This is a genomic window from Bradyrhizobium sp. Pha-3, from assembly GCF_042258325.1.
GTDB classification, from domain to species: domain Bacteria; phylum Pseudomonadota; class Alphaproteobacteria; order Rhizobiales; family Xanthobacteraceae; genus Bradyrhizobium; species Bradyrhizobium elkanii.
The window spans coordinates 6628934-6648299 of sequence record NZ_CP170151.1 but is presented as its reverse complement, the minus strand read 5'-3'; the positions used below and the strand labels follow the sequence as shown (position 1 = coordinate 6648299).

19 protein-coding genes are annotated in these 19366 nt (G+C 64.5%); 13 read left to right on the top strand and 6 right to left on the bottom strand.

Going from position 1 to position 19366, the window contains the following annotated elements; genetic code table 11:
• Window positions 1-49: 49 nt before the first annotated feature.
• Window positions 50-1285 (bottom strand): ABC transporter substrate-binding protein, encoded by a 1236-nt coding sequence (locus tag ACE10X_RS31830; protein ID WP_038383388.1) that lies wholly within the window; start codon window positions 1283-1285, stop codon window positions 50-52.
• Between the two features lie 131 nt (window positions 1286-1416).
• Here ACE10X_RS31830 and ACE10X_RS31825 point away from each other — a divergent pair, with 131 nt between their 5' ends.
• A complete protein-coding gene (locus ACE10X_RS31825; RefSeq protein WP_038383409.1) occupies window positions 1417-2214 on the top strand; it encodes an IclR family transcriptional regulator in 798 nt (265 codons plus the stop codon).
• Here the strand turns inward: ACE10X_RS31825 and ACE10X_RS31820 are convergent.
• Window positions 2190-3113, bottom strand: coding sequence for a ketopantoate reductase family protein (locus tag ACE10X_RS31820; protein WP_038383389.1), 924 nt, complete (start codon window positions 3111-3113; stop codon window positions 2190-2192). The two genes, ACE10X_RS31825 and ACE10X_RS31820, sit on opposite strands and share 25 nt — an antisense overlap.
• A 197-nt stretch (window positions 3114-3310) precedes the next feature.
• Between ACE10X_RS31820 and ACE10X_RS31815 the strand changes: the two genes are divergently transcribed.
• Together ACE10X_RS31815 and ACE10X_RS31810 are read left to right on the top strand one after the other, a co-directional pair.
• Entirely contained in the window at window positions 3311-4126 is an 816-nt protein-coding gene (locus tag ACE10X_RS31815) for an ABC transporter ATP-binding protein (protein ID WP_016844307.1), read from the top strand.
• Entirely contained in the window at window positions 4126-4911 is a 786-nt protein-coding gene (locus tag ACE10X_RS31810; protein ID WP_038383390.1) for an ABC transporter permease, read from the top strand. Before ACE10X_RS31815 ends, ACE10X_RS31810 begins: the two co-directional genes overlap by 1 nt.
• A 298-nt stretch (window positions 4912-5209) precedes the next feature.
• On the opposite strand, the gene ACE10X_RS31805 is transcribed toward ACE10X_RS31810, so the two are convergent.
• A complete protein-coding gene (locus tag ACE10X_RS31805; RefSeq protein ID WP_038383391.1) occupies window positions 5210-6058 on the bottom strand; it encodes a helix-turn-helix transcriptional regulator in 849 nt (282 codons plus the stop codon).
• A gap of 92 nt (window positions 6059-6150) precedes the next feature.
• Here ACE10X_RS31805 and ACE10X_RS31800 point away from each other — a divergent pair, with 92 nt between their 5' ends.
• Window positions 6151-7035 (top strand): SDR family oxidoreductase, encoded by an 885-nt coding sequence (locus ACE10X_RS31800; RefSeq protein ID WP_375763371.1) that lies wholly within the window; start codon window positions 6151-6153, stop codon window positions 7033-7035.
• 114 nt (window positions 7036-7149) lie between these two features.
• On the opposite strand, the gene ACE10X_RS31795 is transcribed toward ACE10X_RS31800, so the two are convergent.
• On the bottom strand, window positions 7150-8475 hold the full coding sequence (locus ACE10X_RS31795) for a 4Fe-4S binding protein (protein WP_038383393.1): 1326 nt from the start codon (window positions 8473-8475) through the stop codon (window positions 7150-7152).
• 323 nt (window positions 8476-8798) lie between these two features.
• Window positions 8799-9248 (bottom strand): cupin domain-containing protein, encoded by a 450-nt coding sequence (locus ACE10X_RS31790; RefSeq protein WP_038383394.1) that lies wholly within the window; start codon window positions 9246-9248, stop codon window positions 8799-8801.
• A 182-nt stretch (window positions 9249-9430) separates the two neighbouring features.
• On the opposite strand from ACE10X_RS31790, the gene ACE10X_RS31785 reads away from it, so the two are divergent.
• The 9 genes from ACE10X_RS31785 (at window position 9431) to ACE10X_RS31745 (ending at window position 18148) form a co-directional block, all read left to right on the top strand.
• Window positions 9431-10456 (top strand): ABC transporter substrate-binding protein, encoded by a 1026-nt coding sequence (locus ACE10X_RS31785; RefSeq protein ID WP_038383395.1) that lies wholly within the window; start codon window positions 9431-9433, stop codon window positions 10454-10456.
• 11 nt (window positions 10457-10467) lie between these two features.
• On the top strand, window positions 10468-11169 hold the full coding sequence (locus tag ACE10X_RS31780) for an NUDIX hydrolase (protein ID WP_038383396.1): 702 nt from the start codon (window positions 10468-10470) through the stop codon (window positions 11167-11169).
• Window positions 11170-11184: 15 nt separating this feature from the next.
• Entirely contained in the window at window positions 11185-11949 is a 765-nt protein-coding gene (locus ACE10X_RS31775; protein ID WP_038383397.1) for a substrate-binding domain-containing protein, read from the top strand.
• Window positions 11950-12125: 176 nt separating this feature from the next.
• Entirely contained in the window at window positions 12126-13436 is a 1311-nt protein-coding gene (locus ACE10X_RS31770) for an ABC transporter substrate-binding protein (RefSeq protein ID WP_038383398.1), read from the top strand.
• A 243-nt stretch (window positions 13437-13679) separates the two neighbouring features.
• Window positions 13680-14453 carry an ABC transporter ATP-binding protein gene (locus tag ACE10X_RS31765; protein WP_375763370.1) on the top strand — a complete coding sequence of 258 codons (774 nt, stop codon included), beginning with the start codon at window positions 13680-13682 and terminating at the stop codon, window positions 14451-14453.
• 4 nt (window positions 14454-14457) lie between these two features.
• The gene (locus ACE10X_RS31760; RefSeq protein WP_038383410.1) at window positions 14458-15162 is read left to right on the top strand and encodes an ABC transporter ATP-binding protein; all 705 of its coding nucleotides are present in this window, start codon (window positions 14458-14460) and stop codon (window positions 15160-15162) included.
• A gap of 190 nt (window positions 15163-15352) precedes the next feature.
• A complete protein-coding gene (locus ACE10X_RS31755; RefSeq protein WP_038383400.1) occupies window positions 15353-16234 on the top strand; it encodes a branched-chain amino acid ABC transporter permease in 882 nt (293 codons plus the stop codon).
• On the top strand, window positions 16231-17241 hold the full coding sequence (locus tag ACE10X_RS31750) for a branched-chain amino acid ABC transporter permease (RefSeq protein ID WP_018272974.1): 1011 nt from the start codon (window positions 16231-16233) through the stop codon (window positions 17239-17241). Before ACE10X_RS31755 ends, ACE10X_RS31750 begins: the two co-directional genes overlap by 4 nt.
• The gene (locus ACE10X_RS31745) at window positions 17207-18148 is read left to right on the top strand and encodes a polyphosphate kinase 2 family protein (protein ID WP_038383402.1); all 942 of its coding nucleotides are present in this window, start codon (window positions 17207-17209) and stop codon (window positions 18146-18148) included. Before ACE10X_RS31750 ends, ACE10X_RS31745 begins: the two co-directional genes overlap by 35 nt.
• A 482-nt stretch (window positions 18149-18630) precedes the next feature.
• Here the strand turns inward: ACE10X_RS31745 and ACE10X_RS31740 are convergent, their stop codons facing one another.
• Complete coding sequence (locus ACE10X_RS31740; RefSeq protein ID WP_375763369.1) at window positions 18631-19356, bottom strand: hypothetical protein; 726 nt, start codon at window positions 19354-19356, stop codon at window positions 18631-18633.
• Between the last annotated feature and the right edge of the window lie 10 nt (window positions 19357-19366).

Genomic DNA, 19366 nt, shown 5'->3' with positions numbered 1-19366 from the left:
TCCTTGTCTAGCCTGCGCGACGGTCAGTCGCGGCGAATGATGGTGCGTTCTACTTGTCGAGCTTGCAGCCGCCGGTTCCCTCGGGACGGAACGCCTTGTCGCCGGGGATGGCCGCGATCTTCTGGTAGTAGTCCCAGGGATATTTGCTCTCATCCGGCTTCTTCACGCGATAGAGCGAGAGGTCGTAGACGACGCGGCCGTCCTTCCGGATGTGCGCGGGACGGCCGAAGAAATCGACCGGCAGCTTGCGCATCCCGGCATTGACCGCCTTGGCCTCGTCGCTGCCGCCGGCCTCGATCGCCTTCAGATAATGGCGCACGGCGGCGTAGGTCGCGGCCTGCAATTTGGTCGGCTCGCGCTTCTCGATCTCGATGAAGCGCTTGGCGAAGGCGCGGGTGCCGTCGTCGTCATCCCAGTAATACTGGGACGCGATGTACATGCCCTGCGCGTCGCGCAGGCCGATCGAATGGACGTCGGAGATGAAGGTCAGCATGCCGACGATGGTCTGGCCGCCTTGTTGCAGGCCGAATTCGTGGGTCTGCTTGACCGCGTTGACGGTGTCGGCGCCGGTGCCGGCCAGCGCCACCACCTTGGCGCCGGAGCTCTGCGCGGCCAGCAAAAAGGATGAGAAGTCGGTGGTGTTGAAGGGATAGCGCACCGCGCCGATCACCTTGCCGCCGGCATCGGTGACGGCGCGCGAGGCGTCCTTCACCATCGCGCTGCCGAACGAATAGTCGACCGCGACAAAGAACCATTCCTTGCCGACGCGACGGCTCAGCTCGCCGACCAGGCCGGCCGACAGCGCGTAGGTGTCGTCGGCCCAATGCGTGACGACAGGCGAGCATTTGTCGCCGGTGAGGTCCGATGTCGCTGCGCCCGAGACCAGCGCGGTGCGGTTGCTCTGCGTCGCAAGGCCGGCGACGGCGAGGCCGACCGAGCTCACCGCAAGATCGGTCACCGCGTCGACATGCTCGACGTCGAACCATTGCCGCGCGATCCCGACCGCGACGTCGGGCTTGTTCTGGTGATCCGCCGAGATGATCTCGATCGGCTTGCCCAGCACCTTGTTGTGAAAATCCTCAGCGGCAAGCTTGGCGGCAGTCACCGAGCCCGGCCCACCGAGATCGCGGCCGCTGCCGTAGTCACCCAGCACCGCAATCCGCACCACGCCGTCCGAAATGCCCGAGCCGTCGGGTGCGGCGTGCGCCAGCGGCGTCGAGAGCATCAGCGTGGCGATCGCGGCGGCGGCCCATCTGCGCGAGGCGTCTGTCTGCAGCAATTCCAATCCTCTCGTCGATCTTCATGTGTCCATCTAGTGGACATTATTCTCATAATTTGCGATAGTATCCGCGCGGGCCGATTGGTCAAGCGCGCTGGATGCAGCACGCCCCTGCCGAATTTGCGGATGTGGACGGGATGGCAAAGAAACCGAAGGCGGAAGTTCACGACGCGGAGCAGGGGGCGTCAGGCGTGCGGGCGGTCGATCGCGCCATCGCGATCCTGCAATGCTTCACGCCGGATCAGCCGGCGATGAGTGTGATCGAGATCCAGAAGCGAGTCGGGCTGAGCCGGCCGACGCTCTATCGCCTGCTACAGACGCTGGCGCAGCGAGACCTGATCCAGGCCGAAGGCGACCCGCAGCGCTTCCGGCTGTCGCACGGCGTGATGAGGCTGGCCCATGTCTGGCTGAACGGTCTCGAGGTGGTCGCGATCGCGCGCCCGGTCGTCGAGGGCCTGCGCGAGGCGACCGGCGAGACCGCAGCGCTGTTCCGTGAACAGGATGATCGCGGCATCTGCATCCTCGAATGCGAGAGCCGTCACGTGCTCTCGATCAGCCGCGGCGTCGGCCACAGTCTGAGCCTGATCCAGGGATCGACCGGCAAGGCGATGCTGGCCTTCATGGACCCGAAGCGGCAGGCCGCGCTTCTTGCCAGCATTGCAAGGAGCGCGGATCGCGCGCGGCTCGAGGACGCGCTGACCTTTGCGCGGCGCAACGGCTATGCGACCAGCCATGGTGAGATCTTCGCCGGAGCGGTCGCCGTCTCCGCGCCGTGTTTCGACCACCGCGGCGAGGTCGTCGGTTCGGTCGGCCTCTACGGACCGAGCGCGCGCATCGACGAGCGGAAGCTATTGGAATATTCAAAGCTGGTGCGCGAGGCGGGCCGGCAGATTTCGGTTCTGCTGGGCTATCAGGACGGCGCGCCCATCGCGTAGGGTTTCAACACCGCATAGAGCATGTCGTGCGTCGGCGTCGCGACGCCGAGCTTGCGGCCGAGCTCGACCACCTTGCCGTTCAGCCACGGCAGTTCGAGCCGGTTGCCACGCTCGAGATCGAGCGCCATCGAGGCCTTCATCGCCGGTGGCGCGTGTCCGATGAAGTCGAGCACTTTCGTCAGTGCATCCGGCGGCAGCTTGATGCCCCTGGCGTGGGCGATGGCGATGATCTCCTCGCAGGCCGACACGAAGAACGGGCGCAAATCGGGATCGTCGCGCAGCTTGCCGATCGGCAGCCTGGTGACTGCGGTCATGCCGGCATTGGTGGCGAGGCCGACGAACTTCATCCAGAGTTCGGTATTGATCTGCTCGCTCAAGGTCGCATCGAACCCGGCTTTCAGGCAGAGATCGAGCAGCGCCTTGCCGCGCGGCGTGATGCGGCCGTCGAGCTCACCGAAGATCATCCGCATGAAGGTGCCGACCTGGTTGATGACGCCGGGCTTGATGATCGAGGCCGAGATCTGCGCCACGCCGCCCATCACGGCGTTGCGTCCCAGGATCGGGACCAGCCTGTCGGGCGCGTCGATGCCGTTCTGCAGCGGGATCACCGCCGTGTCGGGGCCGACCATCGGCCTGATGTGCTGACCGGCACTCTCGACATCCCACAGCTTGACGCAGAACAGCACGATATCGACCGAGCCGACGCTTGCCGGATCGTCGGTCGCCTGGGTCGGGACCAGATGGGTTTCGCCGCGGCCGCCCTGAACCTTCAGCCCCTCGCTGCGCATGGCGGCCAAATGAGCGCCGCGCGCGATAAAGGTGACGTCGGCGCCGGCATGCGCGAGCGCCGCACCAAAGCCGCCCCCGACGCCTCCGGCGCCCACCACTGCGATCCGCATGATTGTCTCCTTGTCCGTTGCTTGGGCCGCAGCCTCGACGATGTCGGCGCAATGCGCAACCCGATTGCGCTATTGCGCAACCCGGCCTGTCTGAAAATCACGTGACCGCAGCCTTGTTTGCTACGCCATCTTCCTGCGTTGACTTGCCCGCCCGAACCGCTAAGCCATTTCGGAAAGTTCGGGAGGAATGCGTGACGATGACGGAGCCGACGGCGGTCGCGCTTGACAATGCGACGGTGGCGTTTCGGTTGGCGGATGGACGCGTCTATACCGCGGTCGAGCAGGCCAATCTTTCGGTTGATCATGGCGAGTTCGTCGCCATTGTCGGTCCGACCGGATGCGGGAAGTCGACGCTGCTGAACGTCACGGCTGGGCTGCTCAAGCCGGCGGCTGGAACGGCAAGGATCTTCGACAAGCCGCTGAGCGGCCTCAACCGTGATGCCGGCTACCTGTTCCAGGCCGATGCACTGTTCCCCTGGAAGACCGCGATCGACAATGTCGCGATCGGGCTCGAGATATCAGGCACACCGCGCGCCGAGGCGCTCGCGCGCGCGCAGAAATGGCTGACCTCGGTCGGGCTCGGCGCCTTCGCCAATCGCTATCCGCACATGCTGTCGGGCGGCCAGCGCAAGCGCGTCGCGCTGGCGCAGGTCCTGATCCGCGATCCGAAGATCCTCCTGATGGACGAGCCGTTCGGTCCGCTCGACGCCCAGACCCGGCAAATCATGGGCAATCTGCTGCTGGAATTATGGAGCGCCGACCGCAAGGCGGTGCTGTTCGTCACCCACGATCTCGAGGAGGCGATCGCGCTGGCCGATCGCGTCGTGATCATGTCGGCCGGCCCCAGCGCGCGCATCATCGGCGACTGGCGCATCACGTTGCCGCGACCGCGCGACATCGCCGAGATCCGGATGGAGAAGGATTTCCATGCCCTGCACCGCGAGATCTGGGGCGTGCTGAAGGACGAGGTGATGAAGGGCTATGTGCAGTCGACGCAGGCGGGAGCCGCCTGATGTCGCGCGTCGCGTTGCTGTCCCTGCAGGTTCTGGTCGCCGTCGTCACACTGGTACTGTGGCAGCTCTTCTCCACCGTGCCGGTGTTCGGCAAGGTGCTGCTGCCGCCGTTCTTCTTCTCCAATCCGCTCGACGTCTTCAGCCAAATTGTAAAGTGGTTCTCGACCGGGGTGATCTGGAAGCATCTCGCGATCACGCTGTGGGAATCCATCCTCGCCTTCGTGATCGGCTCGGCCAGCGGCATCCTGGTCGGCTTCTGGTTCGCGCGGCAACCGCGCGTCGCCGCGGTGTTCGATCCCTATGTGAAGATGGTCAACGCGCTGCCGCGCGTGGTGCTGGCGCCGATCTTCGCGCTGTGGTTCGGGCTCGGCGTCTGGTCCAAGGTCGCGCTCGGCGTGACCCTGGTGTTCTTCATCGTGTTCTTCAACGTCTATCAGGGCGTCAAGGAAGTGCCGACCACGGTGCTCGACAATGGCCGCATGCTCGGCATGAACGAGCGGCAGCTGATGCGCCACGTCTACTGGCCCTCGGCGCTGTCTTGGATGTTCTCCTCGCTGCACACCTCGGTCGGCTTTGCGGTGGTCGGCGCGGTGGTCGGCGAATATCTCGGCTCCGCCGCCGGTCTCGGCTACCTGATCCAGCAGGCCGAGGGCGTGTTCGACGTCGCCGGCGTGTTCGCCGGCATGTTCGTGCTGTCGGCCTTCGTCATCCTGATCGACATGGCGGTGACTGCGGTTGAGAAGCGGCTGCTGGTGTGGCGGCCGACGGCGGCGGCGCGGGACTAACCGTCATTGCAATCAAGGAGGCCGCCTCCGTTGGCGGCCTCGACGCGTTCTGAGTGCGAAACCGTCAGGTCTTGTATCCCTGGCTGTGGCACCACCACGAAATGCCATTGGTATCGTGGCCAAACTTGAGCAGGGATTCCCTGCATTCGTTGAAGTTGTGGAAACGTTTGACGCCCTCTGGCCAGCAAACCACCGGCGTAGGATTGGGCCAGCTGCTGGAGACGGAGCAGGGTGCTCCCGAGGCTGCCTGTTTAGCGAGTGCGGGTTTATTCTCAGCATTTGCGGGGGCGCGCGACGATCACGCGCGTTCGTGCGCCGGCGCCGCCTCCATCAGCCCGCGGATCTTCTCCGTCATCTCCGGATCAACAGGATTGTAGACGATCATGCTGAGGTCGGGCCGGCCGTCGACCGCGAACGCCGAATATTCGAACTTGACCGGGCCCAGGATCGGATGCCGGAGCTGCTTGACGCCTTCGCCGTGCGTTCGCACGTCGTTGTCGCGCCACAGCGCCGCGAATTCCGGACTGAGCCGGCAGAGCTCGTCGACGAACGGTTGCACCTCGGCTGCGGCGCCGGCACGCGCTGCGTCGACCCTGAAGGCGCCGACCACGAAGCGCGCCACGCTGGCCCAGTCATGTTGTGCGGCGCGGACGCGCGGATCGAGGAACATGAAGCGCAGCACGTTGCGCTCGCGCGGCGGCAGCGATCCGTAGTCCGTCAGCATCACGGTCGCGGCCCGGTTCCAGGCGACGATATCCCAGGTCGCGGTGCGTATCACGGCGGGGCGCGGCTCCAGCGCGTCGAGCACGCGCTGCAGCCGGGGCGTGACGCCTTCGCTCTTCTGGTAGCGCACCTCGGGCGTGCGGCCGAGGCCGAGCAGGAACAGATGCTCGCGCTCGACATCGGTCAGCATCAGCGCACGCGCGATGCGGTCGAGCAGATCGGCAGAGGGCGCGCCGCCGCGGCCCTGTTCGAGCCAGGTGTACCAGGTCGCGCTGATGTTGGCGCGCTGCGCAACCTCTTCGCGGCGCAGGCCCGGCGTGCGCCGCCGCTTCGGCGGAAAGCCGAACACGGCCGGATCGAGCTTGCTGCGGCGGTCCTTCAGGTAGGCGCCGAGCAGGTTCTCTTGCGCGAGCGGTTCGCTCATCCTGTTAGCTATTATACCATGATAAGGTCACTACTTTAACAGGATAGCGCGCAGGGCCAGATTTGTCTCCAACGAAACCTGGAGACTTCCTCATGCGTGTGTTCGTCACTGGTGCCACCGGATTCATCGGCACTCCCGTCGTCAAGGACCTGGTAGCCGCCGGACGTCAGGTTCTTGGCATGGCCCGTTCGGACGAGGGGGCCAACGCGATCTCTGCCGTTGGTGCGGAGGTTCTTCGCGGCTCGCTCGAGGACCTTGATAGCTTGCGCAAGGGGGCAAGCGCTTCGGATGCTGTCATTCACCTGGGCTTCGTTCACGACTGGTCCAATTTCGCGAAGAGTTGCGAGATCGACCGCCGCGCCATCGAAGCCCTGGGTTCTGTTCTGGCTGGATCGGACAGGCCATTGATCGTAACCGGGGGCTTGGCGGGATTGGCCAAGCCCGGCCAGATCGCAACTGAGAACCAAACGATATCGCCGGATTTCCCATTTCCCCGCGTGTCGGAACAGACGGCCCTGTCGCTGAAGGGCGTCCGCGCGTCGGCTATGCGTCTTCCCCAGGTCCACGATCCTGTCAGGCAGGGTCTCATCACCCCATTGATCGCGGTGTACCGCGAAAAGGGCGTGTGCGCGTATCTCGGCGACGGGCAAAATCGTTGGCCGGCGGCGCATGTTCTCGACGTGGCGCGCCTCTACCGGCTGGCCATCGAAAAGGCTGAGCCGAACGCAAGGTATCACGCCGTCGCCGAAGAGGGGGTCTCGATGCGCGATATTGCCGAAACGATCGGACGGCGGCTGAAGCTGCCGGTCAAATCCATCGCCCCGCAAGAGGCGGAAGCCTTCTTTGGCTGGCTCGGCACGTTCGCTGCATACGACATGGCGGCCTCCAGCGAGCAGACGCGCAGGAAGCTTGGATGGCAACCGACCGGGCCGGGGTTGATTGCCGATCTCGAACAGCTGGTCCATTCCGCCCAGTAAGAAGCAGCGCAGCAGGATGCGCAGAATGGGTTAGCCGAAGGCGTAACCCACCATTTCTCCGCGGGTGAGCAGAGTTGGCGGGTTACGCTTCGCTAACCCGCCCTACGCGGCCGATTACAGCGGGAAGCATCGCATGTAGGCCGCAAACAGCTTCTCATCGCTGTAGCTCACCAGCTCTGCGTCGATCGCGTCCGCAAGTTCGAGGTCGCGATTCTGAATGCGCAGCCATGCCTGCGAGTCAGCGGTGATGGTCAGAGCCGCCTCTCCGACATGCCGTCCCGGCACGACCTGGAGATCCTTGCCCTTGATCGCAACGGTCATATCGAGCGCACTCGCCCCGGTGAAGCGCAGATGCGTCACGAAATCCAGGCCTCGGGCCCGGCCGCGCTGGAATCCGAGCGAGAGCGAGAAGATATAGGCCTGCAGGCTGCCGGTATGGCGGCCGGACGTGACATGCTGAAGCTTCTTGTGCGGAAAGCGCCGCGTCACCGTGTCCTCGGCGTCGGTATCCGGGATCACGTAGACGAACTCGTCCTTGTCGATCAGCGGCTGCACCACATCGGCGAAATGGGCGTCGCGATCGTGCAGGAAAGGGCCGATCACGTCTTCGCCGGCCGGGCAGGCCGAGATGCAATAGGCCGCCTTGTAGCCCGGCTTGAACGACAGCGATTGCCAGATGTTCAGCGTCTCGGTGCGGGGAACGCGGGCGCGATAGTCCCTTGCGTCCTTTGAATCCGCGACCTTCTCCACCCACTGCGAGAAGTTGCCGAGAAAGTCGTGATAATTGTGGGTGTGGCAGGACAGGAAGTCGAAGCCGCCGTCCGGCTTGATGGCACCGACCGGGCAGGCGGCGACGCACAATTTGCACTCCAGGCAGGGATTGTAGTCGATCGGGTGGTCATGGGCGTCGACCTCGCATCCAAGCAGGACGGTGCCGAGCAGGACGAAGCTGCCGAATTTCGGATGGATCACGCTGCGATGGATTCCCATGCGGCCAAGACCGGCTTCCACCGCGATCGGCTTGTGCTGGACCATCATGATCCTGGGAAGGTCCATCTCCATCGGGAACGCGGCAACCGAGTTGCAGGCCGGGATGCCGTGCTCGTCGAGCGCGCGAACGATGGCGCGCGCGGTTTCGTTGACGTGATCGTAGGTGCTGTGGAATTCCTCGTTGGCGACCGAGCGCGAGGGCGAGCGCACCGGCTCGCGGTTCATGTGGCAGACGATCGCGAGCAGGGAGCGCGTCCGGCCATAGACCTTGCGAATGAAGTCCCGCTGCGGGGCGATGGCGGCCCGTTCGAACTCGATGATGCCGACATCATCGGCTCCGCACCTGCGCGCGATGTCCTTGATCAGTTCCGATGAAACCGGGACGTCGCGGACCGGTTCGCTGTTGCGCGCGCGCACAGCCCTGACCGTGGGGTGATCGTCCAGGCTCATGGTTTCGGCTTTCTATAAAATTACGATCATCATATTATGGAGCGGCCGGACGTGAGGCAAGTGAATTATATGTCAATCGTCATGTAATGGAACTGTCGCCCAAATGACAGGTTCGGGTAATGCTCGGACAACGCTTTGCACGCGGGTAACGATGTCAGCTCCGTCATCCTGAGGAGCGCGTAGCGCGTCTCGAAGGATGGACGGCCACTCGGGCCGTCGACCCTTCGAGACGGCCGCTTCGCGGCCTCCTCCAGCGACAAAGGCGAAGCCTTTGCGCGGGGGTGACGGTACGCGCGTCGCGATGACGGCGAACGGACCGGTCGTCAATCCAGCAGCTTGGTATCGTCCGGCGCCTGCGGCGGCGTCTTGATCGCGATGGCCTTGATGGCGCGGCCGTTCGGCTTGGTGCCGCCATGCGGCGTGCCCTTGGGGATCACGATCAGGTCGCCCGGCTTCACCGTCACTTCCTTGTCGCCGAGCCAGACCGTGCCGGTGCCTTCGAGGACGAACTGCATCTCGTTGGTGTTGGGATGCATGTGCTTCGGCACATTGCCGTCCTGGATCGAGACGGTGGCGCCGTCGGCGGAGACGAACATCTTGGAACGGAAGTCGACCTTGTTGGCGTCGCCGAGCTTGTCGCCCTCCATCTCGCCGGTGTGGATGACCTGCGCCGTGATGTTCTCGGCGGCGAGCGCGGGCCGCAGCAAATGGGTGACGCCATAGCCCGCGGCAAAGGCGGCAGCGATCGACAGCGCGGTTGCAACACGATTCATGAAGACCTCCCTTGATGTTTCCCCTGAAGTATTCTTGGTGCTTCTAGCTTTGGCGCTTCTTCGGCGTTTTCTTGTGTCGGCGATGCTATGCCGCCGCCGCAGGCTTGACCAGCTGTCGGAAAGTCGCCTTCTCAAGGCCTCCCGGCTCCTCTATCTTGCCGGCCAGTCGAACGGAGGACGTCATGAACAAACTGCTTGGCAAGCTTGCCGGAACGCTGCTGGCGCTGACCCTGTCCACGGGCCTTGCCGCGGCGCAAAGCAAGATCACCATCGCGGTCGGGGGCGGCGCTTGCCTGTGCTATCTGCCCACCGTGCTGGCCAAGCAACTCGGCGAATATGACAAGGCCGGGCTTGCGGTCGAACTGGTCGACCTCAAGGGCGGCTCGGACGCGCTCAAGGCCGTGCTCGGCGGCAGCGCCGACGTCGTCTCCGGCTATTTCGACCACTGCGTCAATCTCGCGGCCAAGAAGCAGGAGCTGCAGGCTTTCGTGGTCTATGACCGCTATCCTGGCCTCGTGCTCGTTGTTTCGCCGAAGCACACCGGCGAGATCAACTCGATCAAGGATCTCGCCGGCAAGAAGGTCGGCGTCAGCGCGCCGGGCTCCTCGACCGACTTTTTCTTGAAGTATCTGCTCAAGAAGAACGGGCTCGATCCGGCCGGCACCGCCGTGATCGGCGTCGGTCTCGGCGCGACGGCGGTCGCGGCGATGGAGCAGGGCCAGATCGACGCTGCCGTGATGCTCGATCCTGCCGTCACCGTGCTGCAGGGCAGCTACAAGGACCTCAATATCCTCAGCGACACCCGCACCCAGCACGACACGCTTGCGGTGTTCGGCGGCGAATATCCCGGCGGCGCACTGTATTCGACCGCGGCCTGGGTCAACGGCCATGAGAAGGAGGTGCAGGCGCTGACCAATGCGATCATGGCGACGCTGGCCTGGATCCATTCGCACAGCGCCGAAGATATCATGGCCAAGATGCCCGACGAGATCGTCGGCAAGGATAAGGCGCAGTATCTCGCGGCGCTGAAGAACACGATCCCGATGTATTCCGAGACCGGCAAGATGGACCCCAAGGGTGCAGAAGCAGTGCTCGCGGTGTTCAGTGAGGGCTCGCCAGATGTTGCGAAGGCCGGCATCGACGTCACCAAGACCTACACCAACAAGTTCGTCGATCAGGCCAAGAAGACCACCGGAAGCGGAAAGTAAACGCTACGGATATGCAGTCTCCGCTCATTTGTCGTGTCACCGCGCTCGACCTTGCCTTGCAGCGGCGTCCGTGGCCGTTCGCGGACCAGCGGCGTGCCGAGATTGACGCGCATTTCGCCGAGCAGCAGCGGCTGAACCCGAACCTGTGGAACGGCCGCGTCCTGCTCGGGCGCGATCCGGTCTTCGCCGGCGAGCGGCTTAGCGCGAGCTATTTCGAGACCGATTTTGCGAGTTTCCTCGCCTGGCGCGACTGGGGCTTTCCGGACAGCGAGGTGTTCAACGGTTTCGGCATGGGCGCGCTGCTCGCCAGCGACGGCGCCTTCGTGTGCGGGGTGATGGGCGAGCAGACCGCGAATGCCGGGCGTATCTATTTTCCGTCAGGGACGCCCGATCTCGACGATATCAGGGGCGAGACGGTGGATATCGCCGGCAGCGTGATGCGCGAACTCGAGGAGGAGACGGGGCTGTTGCCGTCGGATTGCCGCGGCGACGCCGACTGGCACTGCATCTACACCGGGCCTGCGCTTGCGATGATGCAGATCCTGCGCGTCGATATGCCCGGTGACGCGCTGCGGGCGCGGATCGAGGCCAATCTCGCACGCCAGGCAAATCCCGAGCTTGCCGGCATCCATCTGGTGCGCAGCCGCGCCGATCTCACTCCCGCAATGCCGCGCTTCGTCACCGCGTTCATCGAGACGCAGCTGCCGGCCTAGGCAAAGGAATGCGCAATGACCGAGCAAGCCACCGCTGCCGCTGCATTGACACCGGCAATCGCCGATGGCCCCAAAACGATCAAGGTCATCATTTCGGGTGGTTTCGCCGCGGTCTACCGCGACGTGCTGCCTGAATTCGAGCGAAGCACGGGCATCAGGGTGGAGACTGGATCTGGCGCGTCGGAGGGCACCGGTCCGAAGACGATCCGGCACCAGCTTGCGCACGGCACCAAAGCGGACGTGGTTATTCTTTCGCGCGAGGGACTTCGAAGTCTGACCGAAGACGGCCGAATTCGTGCGGGATCGGAAGCAGGACTGGCGACGGCACCTTTGGCCGCTGCGGTTCGAGCAGACTCTCGCAAGCCGGACATCGGCAATGATGTCGCGCTCAGGAAAGCCTTGATCGACGCCGGCCAGGTGGTGGCGCCGAGCAGCACGAGCGGACAATACGTCCGCGACAAGGTTTTCCCCAGGCTGAACTTGCCGGACACGGTCAGGCTCACCCTCGAGGCGCGCGGAACCGAGGCGGCCGAAGCGCTGAGAGCAGGCAAGGCAAATCTCTCGATCGGCCCGACCAGCGAACTGGTTCAGGAGAGCGGCATCGAAGTTGTCGGTCTGCTGCCGCCGGATCTCCAGCTGGTGCAGACCTTCACGGCCGCGATCGTCAGCGACGCGCAGGCGCCGGAAGCAGCCAAAAGCCTGATCGATTTTCTTGTCTCGGACAGCGATATCTTGCTCGCGGCCATCAAACGGGCCGGCATGGAACGGCCCCGCGGATAAATTGCCGCCGCCACGCGCGCGCCCCGGCACCGCGCGTCGGCACCATTCCGCCGAAACTTTGCGCAAGCCTGCGCGGTGCGGACGCAGCCATCGCGCTTGACATCATCGGCCGCTCCCCCTGTGATAGGGCGGCACGACAACAAAAAATGCAGTGCACAATCTCTGGGGAGGGATTCATGCCGGTCAGGAGGGCTGCCCGCTGGCTTGCGGGTCTATCTGTCGCGCTTGCGGCGCTTGGTGTGGCCAATGCAGCGCATGCGCAGGACAAGAAGATCAAGATCGGCGTGATCTTCGATTTGACCGGACCGCTGGCCGGCGGCGGCTCCGAGCTGCAATACACCGGCGTCAAGATCATGCTCGACCATTACGCCAAGACCGGCGTCGAGGGTTACAAGGTCGAGGCCGTCTATGCCGACGCGCAGAGCAAGCCCGACATTGCGATCAACGAGGCCGTCCGCCTGCTCGAGCAGGAAAAGGTCGACATGGTGATGGGCTTCTTCTCCTCGGCGCAATGCGTGCCGGTGTCGGCGCGGGTCGAGCAGATGAAGAAGTTCATGTGGATCACGACCTGCATTTCTTCCGGCGTGTTCGACGGCAAGAACTACAAATACGTGTTCCGTCCGCAGGCTGCCGGCAACCAGTACGGCATGATGACGACCGACTTCATCGCGCAATACTCCATGTCCAAGTTCGGCAAGGAGCCGAAGGACCTCCGCGTCGCCATCATCCATGAGGACGGTGCCTATGGCGTCGACGTCTCCAAGGGCAATGAGGCCGGCGCCAAGAAGGCCGGCTTCAACATCGTGCTCAAGGAGGGCTATTCGGCGACCGCGCCCGATCTGTCGGCGCTGGTCACGAAGCTGAAGCGCGCCAAGCCCGACGTGATCTTCCACACCGGCTACAATCCGGACATTACCCTGCTGTTCCGCCAGGCCCGCGAGCAGGGATTGAAGTTCGGCGCCATCGTCGGCCATGGCGCGGGCTACGGCGTCTACGAGAAGCTGAAGGAAGGCCTCGGCGCCGACGCCAACTATCTCTTCAACACCGACCCGATCTCGATCTGGCTTGCCAACCAGAAGAGCATGGATCCCAAGTTGCCGCCGGTCATCAAGATGGTCGGCGAGGAGTTTGACCGGCTGAAGCCTGGCGTGCCGATCCGCTCCGCCCATGTCGGCATCGGCGCGGCCAACGCCTATGTCTTCCTCGACGACGTCTTGCCGCGCGCGATCAAGAAGTATGGCGGCGTCGATCCGGATGCGCTGCGCAAGGCCGCGCTCGACACCGACATTCCCGAGGGCGGCACCATGCTCGGCTACGGCGTGAAGTTCTACGGCGAGGGAGAGCAGTATGCCGGGCAGAACGCGCGCTCGTTCCCGGTGGTGCTGCAATATATCGACGACAAGTCCTATGTGGTGTGGCCGAAGAGCCAGATGCAGCGCGAGACCGAGCTGCCGCTGCCGGCCGGCACCACCTACAGCTACAAATAGCTCGCGCAAGATGAGGTTAGGTCGGACAGTAGCCACAAACGAACCGCGCTCCCTCTCCCGCTTGCGGGGGAGGGTTGGGGTGGGGGCTCTGTCCACGAATCGTATCGTGGAGAGAGCCCCCACCCGGACCGCATCTTCGATGCGTTCCGACCTCCCCCGCAAGCGGGAGAGGTGCAGCGAGTCTGCGGCCAAGCTGTTTCCACCTGACTCTATCCTGCTCTAGCACTCGCGAAGGGAACTGCCGTGCTCGCCGTCGAAGGCCTGGTCAAGCGGTTTGGCGGCTTTCGTGCCGTCAACAACGTGTCGTTCCGCGTCGAGCAGGGCGAGATCCTCGGCCTGATCGGCCCGAACGGCTCGGGCAAGAGCACGATCTTCAACATGCTCTCGGGCACCTTGCCGCCGACTTCCGGCTCGATCCTGTTCGACGGCCACGAGATCGCGGGGCTCGCCCCGCACCGGATCATCAACCGTGGCATCGGCCGAACCTTCCAGATCCCGCGGCCGTTCCATCGCCTCAGCATCTTCGAGAACGTCGTGCTCGCCGGCTTCTACGGGCAGGGCCGCCACAGCCGCGGCAAGGCCGAGGACGGCGCCGAGCGGGCGCTCGCGATGGTCGGGCTGCCGACCGATCGCAACGCCAGCGTCGAGGGCCTCGGCGCCGCCGGGTTGAAGAAGCTCGAGCTCGCCAAGGCGCTGGCCACCGGCCCGAAACTGCTGCTCGCGGATGAGAGCCTTGGCGGCCTCGACGAGGCCGAAATGGACCAGGCCGCCGACATGCTGCGCCGGATCCGCGACGAGCTCGGCATCACCATCATTTGGGTCGAGCACATCATGGGCGTATTGATGCGCGTGGTCGATCGCGTGATGGTGCTCGATCACGGCGAGAAGATCGCCGAGGGCCTGCCGGCCGATGTCGCCGGCGACGCAAAAGTGATCGAGGTCTATCTCGGCACCGATGCGGATGCGAGCCTCGCGGCCGCGGCCGCAGCCCAGGCGCGGCGCCGGATCGGGGCGTGAGCGCATGCTGGAGTTGAAATCGATCGACGCGGGCTATGGCAGCTTCCAGGCGCTGTTCGACGTCAGCCTCGACGTCAAGGCGGGCGAGGCGGTCGGCGTGATCGGCCCGAACGGCGCCGGCAAGACCACCTTGATGCGGGTGATCTCCGGGTTGATCCGCCCGATCAGGGGCACGATTGCGATGGAAGGCGTGAACGTCGTCGCGACGCCCCCGCATCGCATCGTCAGCCTCGGGATCGCGCATGTGCCGGAGAATCGCCGGCTGTTTCCGCGGCTCACCGTCGCCGACAACCTGAAGATGGGCGCCTACATGCCCGGCGCTCGCGCGCATTACGCCGAGCGGCTGGAGTTCGTGTTCGAGCTGTTTCCGCGCATGAAGGAGCGCCAGCACCAGATGGCCGGCACCATGTCGGGCGGCGAGCAGCAGATGTGCGCGATCGGCCGTGCGCTGATGTCGAACCCGAAACTGCTGCTGCTCGACGAGCCGTCGGCCGGGCTCGCGCCGGTCGTGGTGCAGCAGGTGTTCGAGCTCGTCAAGCGCATCCGCGCCAGCGGCCTGACGGTCCTGATCGTCGAGCAGAACGTGCAGCAGGTGCTGCGCGTGGTCGACCGCGCCTATCTGCTGGAAGCCGGCAGCATCCGCGCCGCCGGGGCAGCGGCGGAGCTCGCGGCGAGCGACACCATCAAGCAGGCGTATTTGGGGGTGTGAGGATGATTGGATTGGCCGGGATGATTGCCGCGAGGACGCTCTACTCCCTCTCCCGCTTGCGGGGGAGGGCCGGGGTGGGGGTCTCGCCCCTCGCGACACTCTTTCGGAGGAGAAAGCCCCCACCCGGATCGCATCTAAAGATGCGATCCGACCTCCCCCGCACGCGGGAGAGGTAAGAAAGGCAGCCAGCATGCAATCCTTCCTCGACATCTTCGACATCTACCTGCTGGAGGCCGTCATCAACGGCATCCTGCTCGGCGGCGTGCTGGCGCTGCTCGCGCTCGGGCTCAACCTGATCTTCGGCGTCATCGACGTCACCTGGATCTGCTACGCCGAACTCGTGATGATCGGCATGTACGGCATGTACTATCTCGTGCAGGTTTTTCACCTGCCGTACTGGGCCGCCGCCCCGCTCGTCATCCTCTTGGTCGCACTGCTCGGCGCCGCACTGCATTTCCTCGTGATCGCGCCGCTCCTGACCGCGCCGCCGATCAACCAGCTGCTCGCCACCGGCGGCGTGCTGTTCATCCTGCAGAGCTTTGCCACCGTCGCCTTCGGCATCGACTTCCGCAATCTCGGCATCCGCCTGCCGGTGCTCGCGCTCGGCGAGATGAATTTCAGCTACGCGCGATTGCTGTCGTTCGCCGCCGCGCTGCTCGGCATGATCGGCGTCTATCTGTTCCTGACCCGCACCTTCACCGGCACCGCGATCCGCGCCATCGCGCAGGACCGCCAGATCATGCCGCTGATGGGCGTCGACCCCAAGCGTATCTATCTCGTCACCTCGGCGATCGGCGGCGGGCTCGCCGGCCTCGCCGCTTGCCTGCTGGTGCTGCAATATGACGTGCATCCGTTCGTCGGCCTGTCGTTCGGGCCGATCACCTTCCTGATCTGCGTGCTCGGCGGGCTCGGCAATTTCATCGGCGGCTTCATCGCCGCCTTCGTGTTCGCCGAGATCATCTCGCTCGGCGGCCTGTTCTCCGATCTGGAATGGGGCTACGTGCTGGCCTTTGCCTTCTTCATCGTCATGATGTTCATCCGGCCCGCGGGCCTCCTGGCGAGGCGCTCGTGAACAGGCAAGCCGCCGGCTGGATCATCGCGCTGCTCGCGCTCGTCGCGGTGCCTTTCGTGCATCGCGATCCCTATCATCTGCACGTGCTGGTGCTGATCCTGATCTGGTCGTTCGCCTACACCTCATGGTCGATCATGGGGCGCTTCGGCCTGGTCTCGCTCGGCCATGGCGGCTTCATGGGCATCGGCGCCTATGTCACCGCGCTGCTGTGGAACCATCTCGGCGTGTCGCCCTGGATCGGCATTCCACTCAGCATGGCGACCGCCGGCGTGCTCGCACTCGTCGTCGCCTATCCCTGCTTTCGCTTTCGCATCACCGGGCACTATTTCGTGCTGGTGACGCTGGCGCTGTCGGGCATCGTGCTGCAGGTCATCACCGCGACCCGCGACTATACCGGCGGCTCGCTCGGCTACACGCCGCAGCGCGCGCCGAGCGGCAAGGGGCTGCTCGCGCTGCAATTCGACGACAAGACCACCTGGTATCTGATCGCGCTCGCGGTCTGGGTCTTGGGCCTCGTGATCTGGCGCGCGATCGATCGCAGCATGATCCGCCATGCCATGGAGGCGATCTCGGAGGACGAGGATGCCGCCGCGGCGGCCGGCGTCAACGTCACCGCCGAGAAGCTCAAGATCACCCTGATCAGCGCGCTGATGACCGCGCTGTCGGGTGCGCTCTACTGCCAGTACCAGATGTTCATCTCGCCCGACACGGTGAGCGGCATCGCGGTCTCCCTGCAGATGGTGTTCGCGGCGATCGTCGGCGGCGTCTATGTCGCGCTGGGGCCGACGGTCGGCGCCGTCATCACCATCGTGCTGGCCGAGGTGCTGCGGATCTCTTTCGGCACCAAGGCGGTCGGCTGGGACAATCTGGTCTATGGCGTGCTGCTGGTGCTGTTCATCATCTTCCTGCCCAAGGGCATTCTTGGTAGCGTGATCGACCGGATCAAGTCGCCACGCAAGCCGTCGAGAAGCCATGAGCAACAAACCGTCCCCATCGCTCGCCGATGAACTGAAGCCCTTCGTCGCGCCGTTCCGCTTCGACGGGTCGGGCGAATTTCACCTTAAATCGTATCCGACCGCCGAGAAGGGCGGCATCGACAAGGACGCCGGCGGCAAGATCATCGAGGCCAACCGCAAGCGGCTCAACGATTTCCAGGAGAAGCTCTACGCTCAGGACCGCTGGTCGCTTCTGCTGATCTTCCAGGGCATGGATGCCGCCGGCAAGGATTCCGCGATCAAGAGCGTGTTCGAGGGCGTCAATCCGCAGGGCTGCGAGGTTTCCTCCTTCAAGCAGCCCTCGACCAGGGAGCTCGACCACGACTTCATGTGGCGCGCGATGATCGCGCTGCCGGAGCGCGGCCGCATCGGCATCTTCAACCGCTCCTATTACGAGGAGTGCCTGGTGGTGCGGGTGCATCCCGAGGTGCTCGACAAGCAGAAGATTCCGAAGCGCCTCGTCACCAAGGACATCTGGCGCGAGCGCTTCGAGGACATTGCGGCGATCGAGCGCTATTTGTCGCGCAACGGCACCGTGATCCTGAAATTCTTCCTCAACGTCTCCAAGGAGGAGCAGCGCCAGCGCTTCCTCGACCGGCTCGAGGAGCCGGCCAAGAACTGGAAGTTCTCGATGGCCGACGTCGCCGAGCGCAAGCTGTGGGCCAAATATCAGGCCGCCTATCAGGACATGATCCATCACACCGCAACCAAAGAGGCGCCCTGGCACATCGTGCCCGCCGACCACAAATGGTTCGCCCGCGTGGTGATCGGCTCGACCATCGTCAATGCGCTCGACAGCCTCGACCTGAAATTCCCCGAAGTCGACAAGGCCGACTTAAGCGAATTCAAGCGCGTCCGCGCGGCGCTGGAGGCGGAAGGCAAGGGCACGGCGGAGAAGAAGATACCCGCGAAGAAGTAGGCGGCGCAAAAAGTAGCGGCGCGGTTTCCTTTCGCTCGTGGCCAACTGCGATCGGGAACCATCCTTACCGTCGTCCCTGCGGAAGCAGGGACCCATAACCACAACCGCCATTGTTGGCCGATGCTGGAACGACGAGTCCCTGCGACAAGGACCGCTGCGGCGTATGGGTCCCTGCTTCCGCAGGGACGACGTGTCGGAGGAGTCACGGACTCAACGGTGGGTGTCGCAACGGGTGGCCGCAGGGAAGCGACGCAGCAGGGCTTTCCGATACGCCATGGCCGCGGAGCTGCGCAATTTCGGAATAATGGAAAAATAAGACTGATTTGCCCGACGTGTCAAGTTGCCATGTCTAACGCCGGGCAGCCGCCGGCTACTGTGCATGGGGTTGTTTTCGATATTTTGGCAGGGCGCCCCCCCCCCCGACGGGGGAACCCTGCCGCCGTGCATCCCTTACCCCGTGCGACGTCAAGCGCTAGTCGCCGCTACGCCTTCCGCGCCGGCGCCCACGCCGACAGCAGATAGAAGCCGATCGCGACGATCAGGAGATAGCGGAAGCCGAGTAGCGTCGAGCACGACTCGGCGAGGCCGCCGATCACCGATCCCGCGATGTTGGATCCGAACGCCTGGTCGGGATTGGCTTCGTCGCGGAACGAGCGGGCGAAGATTACGCCGGCGAAGAACATCGGGCCAAGCGCCAGCGCGCAGGGGATCACGTAGCGCCAGACGATGCCGCCGCTCAGGAACGTATCCAGCGGCACCAGCACCGAGACCGCCAGCAGCACCAGGAGGCCGGCATAATGCAGCACCAGCCGGGTGGACGGCACCTTGATTACGTACAGATTGGCGGCGAGGATCAGCACGAGCGCCGTGAAGAACACCGCGGAGTTGACCAGCCAGGTGCTGCCGAACAGCAGCGCCATCTGCACGACTGCCTTGGTTTCCAGCAGCATGAAGGCCGCGCCGAGGAAGAACATCCGGTTGTTGGGCCGCCAGGCCCCCTTCGGCTTGAACAGATAGACCAGGCCGAGCCCGAGCACGCCGAGCAGGATGATCGAGCGGACGGTCAGATCGGGGATCAGCCGTCCGCTGACATAGAGGAACGGCCAGTCGTCGCTGGTCGATTGCCTGGCGCCTTCATTGTCGACGACCAGTTTCGCCGGCGCCAGCGGCACCCAGTCGCCGCGCGGCGCGGCTGACTTGTCCTGCACCTTGTCCTGT

Bases quoted from the DNA above. Each gene is read 5' to 3' on its own strand.
- ACE10X_RS31825 (WP_038383409.1), top strand. From the start codon at position 1,417: ATGGCAAAGAAACCGAAGGCGGAAGTTCACGACGCGGAGCAGGGGGCG.
- ACE10X_RS31820 (WP_038383389.1), bottom strand. From the start codon at position 3,113: ATGCGGATCGCAGTGGTGGGCGCCGGAGGCGTCGGGGGCGGCTTTGGT.
- ACE10X_RS31815 (WP_016844307.1), top strand. From the start codon at position 3,311: ATGACGGAGCCGACGGCGGTCGCGCTTGACAATGCGACGGTGGCGTTT.
- ACE10X_RS31810 (WP_038383390.1), top strand. From the start codon at position 4,126: ATGTCGCGCGTCGCGTTGCTGTCCCTGCAGGTTCTGGTCGCCGTCGTC.
- ACE10X_RS31805 (WP_038383391.1), bottom strand. From the start codon at position 6,058: ATGAGCGAACCGCTCGCGCAAGAGAACCTGCTCGGCGCCTACCTGAAG.
- ACE10X_RS31800 (WP_375763371.1), top strand. From the start codon at position 6,151: ATGCGTGTGTTCGTCACTGGTGCCACCGGATTCATCGGCACTCCCGTC.
- ACE10X_RS31795 (WP_038383393.1), bottom strand. From the start codon at position 8,475: ATGAGCCTGGACGATCACCCCACGGTCAGGGCTGTGCGCGCGCGCAAC.
- ACE10X_RS31790 (WP_038383394.1), bottom strand. From the start codon at position 9,248: ATGAATCGTGTTGCAACCGCGCTGTCGATCGCTGCCGCCTTTGCCGCG.
- ACE10X_RS31785 (WP_038383395.1), top strand. From the start codon at position 9,431: ATGAACAAACTGCTTGGCAAGCTTGCCGGAACGCTGCTGGCGCTGACC.
- ACE10X_RS31780 (WP_038383396.1), top strand. From the start codon at position 10,468: ATGCAGTCTCCGCTCATTTGTCGTGTCACCGCGCTCGACCTTGCCTTG.
- ACE10X_RS31775 (WP_038383397.1), top strand. From the start codon at position 11,185: ATGACCGAGCAAGCCACCGCTGCCGCTGCATTGACACCGGCAATCGCC.
- ACE10X_RS31770 (WP_038383398.1), top strand. From the start codon at position 12,126: ATGCCGGTCAGGAGGGCTGCCCGCTGGCTTGCGGGTCTATCTGTCGCG.
- ACE10X_RS31760 (WP_038383410.1), top strand. From the start codon at position 14,458: ATGCTGGAGTTGAAATCGATCGACGCGGGCTATGGCAGCTTCCAGGCG.
- ACE10X_RS31755 (WP_038383400.1), top strand. From the start codon at position 15,353: ATGCAATCCTTCCTCGACATCTTCGACATCTACCTGCTGGAGGCCGTC.
- ACE10X_RS31745 (WP_038383402.1), top strand. From the start codon at position 17,207: ATGAGCAACAAACCGTCCCCATCGCTCGCCGATGAACTGAAGCCCTTC.